Origin of the sequence: Streptomyces sp. NPDC057474, from assembly GCF_042802555.1 — a bacterium.
Lineage (GTDB): Bacteria > Actinomycetota > Actinomycetes > Streptomycetales > Streptomycetaceae > Streptomyces.
Genome location: NZ_JBHVDX010000134.1, coordinates 21,368 through 27,482, shown reverse-complemented (window position 1 = coordinate 27,482; position 6,115 = coordinate 21,368). Strand labels below are relative to the sequence as shown.

At 68.0% G+C, this 6,115-nt stretch carries 4 protein-coding genes; all 4 read right to left on the bottom strand.

All coding sequences use genetic code 11. The features are described 5' to 3' along the window. Positions 1-33: 33 nt before the first annotated feature. The 4 genes from ACFU53_RS30385 to ACFU53_RS30370 are packed head-to-tail and all read right to left on the bottom strand — an operon-like array spanning position 34 to position 6,079. On the bottom strand, positions 34-2,913 hold the full coding sequence (locus ACFU53_RS30385) for a glycoside hydrolase family 2 TIM barrel-domain containing protein (RefSeq protein ID WP_383999302.1): 2,880 nt from the start codon (positions 2,911-2,913) through the stop codon (positions 34-36). Between the two features lie 18 nt (positions 2,914-2,931). Further along, positions 2,932-3,834 carry a carbohydrate ABC transporter permease gene (locus tag ACFU53_RS30380; RefSeq protein WP_383999299.1) on the bottom strand — a complete coding sequence of 301 codons (903 nt, stop codon included), beginning with the start codon at positions 3,832-3,834 and terminating at the stop codon, positions 2,932-2,934. Beyond that, entirely contained in the window at positions 3,831-4,796 is a 966-nt protein-coding gene (locus tag ACFU53_RS30375; RefSeq protein ID WP_383999296.1) for a carbohydrate ABC transporter permease, read from the bottom strand. Before ACFU53_RS30375 ends, ACFU53_RS30380 begins: the two co-directional genes overlap by 4 nt. 23 nt (positions 4,797-4,819) lie before the next feature. Further along, complete coding sequence (locus tag ACFU53_RS30370) at positions 4,820-6,079, bottom strand: ABC transporter substrate-binding protein (RefSeq protein ID WP_383999293.1); 1,260 nt, start codon at positions 6,077-6,079, stop codon at positions 4,820-4,822. Positions 6,080-6,115: the final 36 nt, after the last annotated feature.

Below are 6,115 nucleotides of genomic sequence, written 5' to 3'. Positions count from 1 at the left end.
GTGCCTCACGGCACCCTTCGCGCGCCCGTCAGATCAGCGGATCTCCGAGAACACGAACGAGAACTCCGTCGGCCCCGCCAGTAGGTGGTACTCCGGCAGTGCGCCCGGTCCGCAGGACTGGGAGCCGATGCCCATCTGGCCGTGGTCGAGGTTGACCCAGACCGTCTCGCCGGCCCGGAGGTCGGTCAGGTGCTCGGCGGCGTCCAACTGCTCCGTCGTCCACCGGCGGGCCGTGAACCAGAACTCCGGGTCGCCGTCGACGCGCAGTCCGCCCAGCTCCGCCCAGCGGACGTCGGGACGGGCGCCGTTCTCCTGCGGGCGGACGTACGGGGTCTGGAGCTCGTCGACCGTGGAGTGCCAACGGCCCAGCATGGACGCCGACTTGGTGTCGGGGTAGCCCTCGCCCGGGCCGCCGCCGTACCACTTCACCGCGTCCGCCGACGACAGCCCGAAGCGGATGCCGAGCCTCGGGAGTGGAACGGTCCAGTCGCCCTCCGGGTCCACCGACACGGTCAGCTTGAGCCGGGTGTCGTCGGCGGTCCACCGGTACGTCGTGCGCAGGCCGATCTCCCAGGCGGCCGGCGCCACCCGGGTCCGTACGGTCAGCGCGTCCTCCCCCAACTCCACCGCGTCCAGGCGGTGTTGCATGCGGTGGAAGCCGAACTTGCGCCACAGCTCGCCGTACCGCAGGTCCGGCTGCCAGGGTGCCCCGCTGTCGTTGTCGGTCGGCGCCCGCCACACGTCCAGGCGCAGCCCGGTCACATCGAGGCCGCCGATGGTCTTCAGCGCGCCGGTGCGGACGTCGAACGAGGCCGGACCGAGGTAGATCAGCTTCTCGCTCGCCGTGGGACCGTCACCCGGCGCCACCGTGGGCAACGGCCGCTCCACTACCGGCAGTTGGGCCCACGCGACCTGGTGATCCTTCTTGCCCCAGGCCGTGTCCTCGGCCAGCAGCGCATGTACGGTCCACAGCCCCTCGCCGGCCGGTCCGCCGGACGGCGGCTGCGGCAGCTTCACCTCGGCCGACTCGCCGGGCTTCAGGGCGGGCACCGAGAGGGTGCCCGCCTCCACCGTCTTGCCGTCGACCTGGTACGACCACTCGAAGGCCAGCGAGGACAGGTCCGCGAAGTCGAAGGCGTTGCGCACGCGGACCGTCCCGGCCGAGCCGTCGCCCTCGATGCGGACCGGCTCGATGACCTTCTTGAACTCGATCAGGCCGGGGGACGGCGTCCGGTCCGGGAAGATCAGGCCGTCGCAGACGAAGTTGCCGTCGTGCAGCTCCTCGCCGAAGTCGCCGCCGTAGGCGTAGCCCAGCGCCGGGTGCTTGACGCCGTGGTCGATCCACTCCCAGATGAAGCCGCCCTGGATGCGGTCGTGGGCCTCGAAGATGCGCTGGTAGTCGGCGAGGCCGCCGGGGCCGTTGCCCATGGCGTGGCCGTACTCGCACTGGATGAAGGGGAGCCCGCGGCGCTTGTGGGTGCCGCCGTCCAGGCCCTGGCCGATGCGCTCGGTCTCGGCGTGGTCGGCGTACATCCGGGAGTAGATGTCGGTGTCGCGGCAGTCCCAGTCGCCCTCGTAGTGCACGAGGCGCGAGCCGTCGCGGCCGTGGATCCACTCGGCCATGGCGGTGAGGCCGCGGCCGGTGCCGGCCTCGTTGCCGAGGGACCAGATGACCACCGAGGGGTGGTTCTTGTCGCGCTCGACCATACGGGCCGCGCGGTCCAGGAGGGCCGGGGTCCAGCGGTCGTCGTCGACGGGGTTGTCCCGCCAGTTCTGCTCGGTGAAGCCGTGGGTCTCCAGGTCGCACTCGTCGATCACCCAGAGGCCGTACTCGTCGCAGAGGTCGAGGAAGGCCGGGTGCGGCGGGTAGTGCGAGGTGCGGACCGCGTTGAGGTTGTGCCGCTTCATCAGCAGCACGTCCTCGCGCATGGTCTCCAGGTCGAGGGCGCGGCCCTTCTGCGGGTGCCACTCGTGCCGGTTGACGCCCTTGAAGAGGATCGCCCTGCCGTTGACCTTGAGCAGGCCGTCCTCCAGGACGACCGTGCGGAAGCCGATCCGCAGCGGGACGCGCTCGCCCTCGGTGACCAGTTCACCGTCGTAGAGCCTGGGCGTCTCGGCCGTCCACGGCTCGACCGGCACGGTCACGGACTCACCGGTCGCGACATCGATGTCGAGGGCGGGCACGAGGACCCGGCCGTCGACGTCGGAGTCGACACGGAGGGTCCCGATGCCGCCCACGTGGTCGTACGAGGCGTGCACGAAGAAGTCGAGGGCGCTGCCCGCCGGGCGGTGCAGCAAGGTGACGTCCCGGAAGATGCCGGGCAGCCACCACTGGTCCTGGTCCTCCAGATAGGAGCCCGCCGACCACTGGTGGACCCGGACGGCGAGGACGTTCCCCGCCGGCTTGAGCAGGTGCCCGACCGCGAACTCGTGCGGCAGCCGGGAACCCTTGAACTCACCGATGTCCGTACCGTTCAGCCACACCCGGGCGCAGGACTCCACACCGTCGAAGCGCAGCACCGCCCCGCCCTCGGAAAGAGCGGGCCACCCCTCCGGCAGGTCGAAGGACCGCAGATGGTCGCCGGTCGGGTTCTCCGTCGGCACCCTCGGCGGGTCCACCGGGAAGGGGTACAGGTGGTTGGTGTAGATCGGCGCCCCGAAGGCCCCGTCGCCCTGCAGCACCCAGTGGCCGGGGACGGCCACCTCGGCCCAGCCCCCGGCGTCGTACCCCTGCGCCGCGAACGAGTCGTCCTCGGCGTCGGCGGTCGCGGAGAGCCGGAAGCGCCAGCTCCCGTTCAGCGACAGGGACTGGGCGTCGGAGGACGCGTACCAGGCGCGGGGCGGAAGTGCCCCCCGGCCGGGTGACACGTCCTCGACGTAGTCGACGGACGATGTGGTGGTGCGGATGGACATCGGTCTCCTCGCTTGGTCCTAACCCTTGATGCCAGTCTGCGCGATGCCCTGCACCAGCCAGCGCTGGAGGAAGAGGAAGACGAACACCAGGGGCAGGATGGAAATGGCCGTGGCCATGAAGATCAGATGGAAGTTGACGGTCTGGCCGGTCATGTAGTTCGAGAGCGCGACCTGGACGGTCCACGCGCTCGGGTCCTGGCCGATGACCAGGGGCCACAGGAAGGAGTTCCACCCGCTGATGAACGTGATCGTCGCCATCGCGGCGAAGAAGTTCAGCGAGTTGGGTACGACGACCCGCCAGTACGCGCCCATGTAACCGAGCCCGTCCACGCGCGCCGCCTCCTCCAGCTCCTTGGGGAACCCCAGGAAGTACTGCCGGAACAGGAAGCACGTGAAACCACTGAAGAGGCCCGGAATGATGAGACCCCGGTAGGTGTCGATCCAGCCGAGGGACGACACCAGCACGAAGCTGGGCACGAACGTCACGGCGGTCGGGACCATCAGGGTGCCGAGGACGGCGTAGAAGACCTTGTTGGCGTGCTTGTACGGGATGCGTGCCAGGCCGTAGCCGGCCAGCGAGCAGACCAGCAGGGTGCCCACGGTGTGCAGGACGCCGATGACCGCCGAGTTCCACAGCGAGCGCGCGAAGTCGACCGACGGGTCGTCGAACGGCTCGCTGAAGTTGCCCCACTGGATGTCGGTGGGGAACCACTTCCATTCCTCGCCCGTGATCTCCGGGTCCGTCATCAGCGCGTTGCGGACGATCAGATAGAACGGGATCAGGAAGAGGAGCGCGGCGAAGCCGGTGGCGATGTAAAGACCGGTCGAGCCGATCACACTGCCGGTCCGGACGCGACGCGGCTTGGCCGAGACGTCCACCCGGTCCGCTCGGTCCGCCGGCGGTGTCGTGGTGGTGGTCACTTGGACTCCTCACCCCTTCCGAATCCCAGGAACTTGCCCTGGAGCAGGGTCACGAGGCAGATCAGTACGGTGAGGATCAGCGCACCCGCGCTGCCCGCGCCGTAGTCCTGGCTCTCACCGAGCGCCTTGTAGTACAGCTCGACCAGGGGCGGTCTGCCCCAGGTGGTCTTCGACAACAGGTTGAAGAACTCGTCGAACGCCTGGTACGCCGCCACGAGCAGCAGCAGGATCACGGCGGTGGAGGTCGCCCGCAGCTGCGGCAGGGTGATGTGCCAGAAGGTCTGCCAGCCGGGCTTCGCGCCGTCGATGGAGGCGGCCTCGTACAGCTCCTGCGGAATGTTCTGCAGGGCCGCGATGAAGAGGATCATGTAGAAGCCGGCCTGGAGCCACAGCCGTACGCTCAGGATGACCAGCCAGTACCACGGCGGGTCGGGGCTGGCCAGCCACGCGGTGTTGTCGATGCCGAAGAGGCCCAGGAAGGTGTTCGCGAGACCGAAGCGGACACCGTTGAAGATGGACATCTTCCAGACCAGCGAGGCGGCGACATAGCTGACCGCCGTCGGCAGGAAGAACACCGACCGGAAGAACGCCCGCATGAACCGCAGCCGGTTCACCATCAGCGCCAGCCCCAGCGAGGCCGCCCAGGTGGTCGGCACGATGAACGCGGCGAAGATCGTGAAGGTGACGAGGGACCCCATGAAGTCCTTGTCGGTCAGCATCGTCACATAGTTGTCGAGGCCGACGAACGTGCTCGGGGTGACCGTGAAACGGGCCTCGAAGAACGACAGATACAGGCTCCACAGGATCGGCAGATAGACGAAGACCGCCAGGCCGATCAGGAACGGCCCGGTGAAGAGCCAGAAGTTGAAGGTGGGGGAGCCCCGCAGCCCCCGCCGCGGCTTGGCCGGTGAGGCCTTGGCCGGGGCGGGGCTGGAGACGCCGTCCTTGGTGATGGTCGACATGTCGTGAGTACCTGTCCGCCGGTCTATCCGAAGAGCTTCTTCAGCTCCTTGTTGACCTTCGCGTCGGCCTTGGTGAGCTCCGCGTCCGGGTCACCGCCCTTGCGCACGGAGTTGGCGAGGACGTCCTCCAGGGCGGTGATGCTCGCCTGGGTCCAGCCGATGTTGTCGAAGTTGCCGTACTCGTTGAAGAGCTTGACGCCCTCGGCGGGCAGACCCGACTTCAGCTTGTCGGCGGATTCCGCGATCGAGGTGCGCGGCGGGATGTGGAAGCCGTAGGAGAGCGCCCAGTCCTCCTGGTACTCCTTCTGGTCGATCCACAGCCACTTCACGTATTCCTTGGTGGCTTCGAGGTTCTTGCTCTTGGCGTTGACGAACATCGACCAGCCGCCGTTGTAGACCGAGAGCTTGCCCGCGTCGCCGACCTTCGGGAACGGGAAGATGCCGAGGTCGTCGCCGAGCGCCTCCTGCATCTGCGGCATCGCCCACATGCCGCACCACTGCATGGCGGTCAGGCCCTGGTTGAGCGCGGACGGGTCCCAGAAGTCGGTCGGGGCGTCGAGCAGCAGATCCCCGCTGGTGAACAGCTTGCGCAGCTGCTTCAGGCCGTCGACCACCGCGTCCGTGTGGTAGGCGATCTGGTTCTTGTCGTCGAGGTGCTGCGCGCCGGCCGACCAGATCAGCGGGCTGATGATCGAGTGCAGGGTGTTGCCGAGGTAGGCGCCCTTGACCTTGTCCGTGGTCAGCTTGGCGGCGGCCTCGACCAGTTCCTCCAGCGTCTGCGGGACCTCGACGCCGGCCTTCTCGAACATCGACTTGCGGTAGAAGAAGAACTGCGGGTCGTCGATCATCCGGATGCCGTATATCTTCCCGTCCACCGTGTGGGACGCGATGTCGGCCGGGTTGAAGTCGTCCTTGACCGGGTTGATCAGGTCGCTCAGGTCCGCGACCTGGCCGCTCTCGATCATCTGCAGCTGCGGGTGGAACTCGAAGCAGTCGGGAGCCTTGTCCGTGAGCAGCGAGGCGAACAGCTTGCTCTCGAAGTTGGAGCCGGTGATCCACTGCGTGGTGACGTTGGAGCCCTTGTAGGCCTTCGCGTACTTCTTGATGGCCTGCTCGGTCCCGGCCTCGCCGTACGCGTGGAAGTACTGCGTGAGACCGGCGCCCCCGCCGCTGCTTCTGCCGGTGTTGCCGCCGCACGCGGCCAGTCCGCCGGCGGCGGCCAGGCCCATGGCGGCCCGCAGTACGGAGCGACGGTCGAAGTTGCTGTTGCTCAATGCCGACATGCTGACGTCCTTGTCTCGAGTACGGCTGTGGCTCTG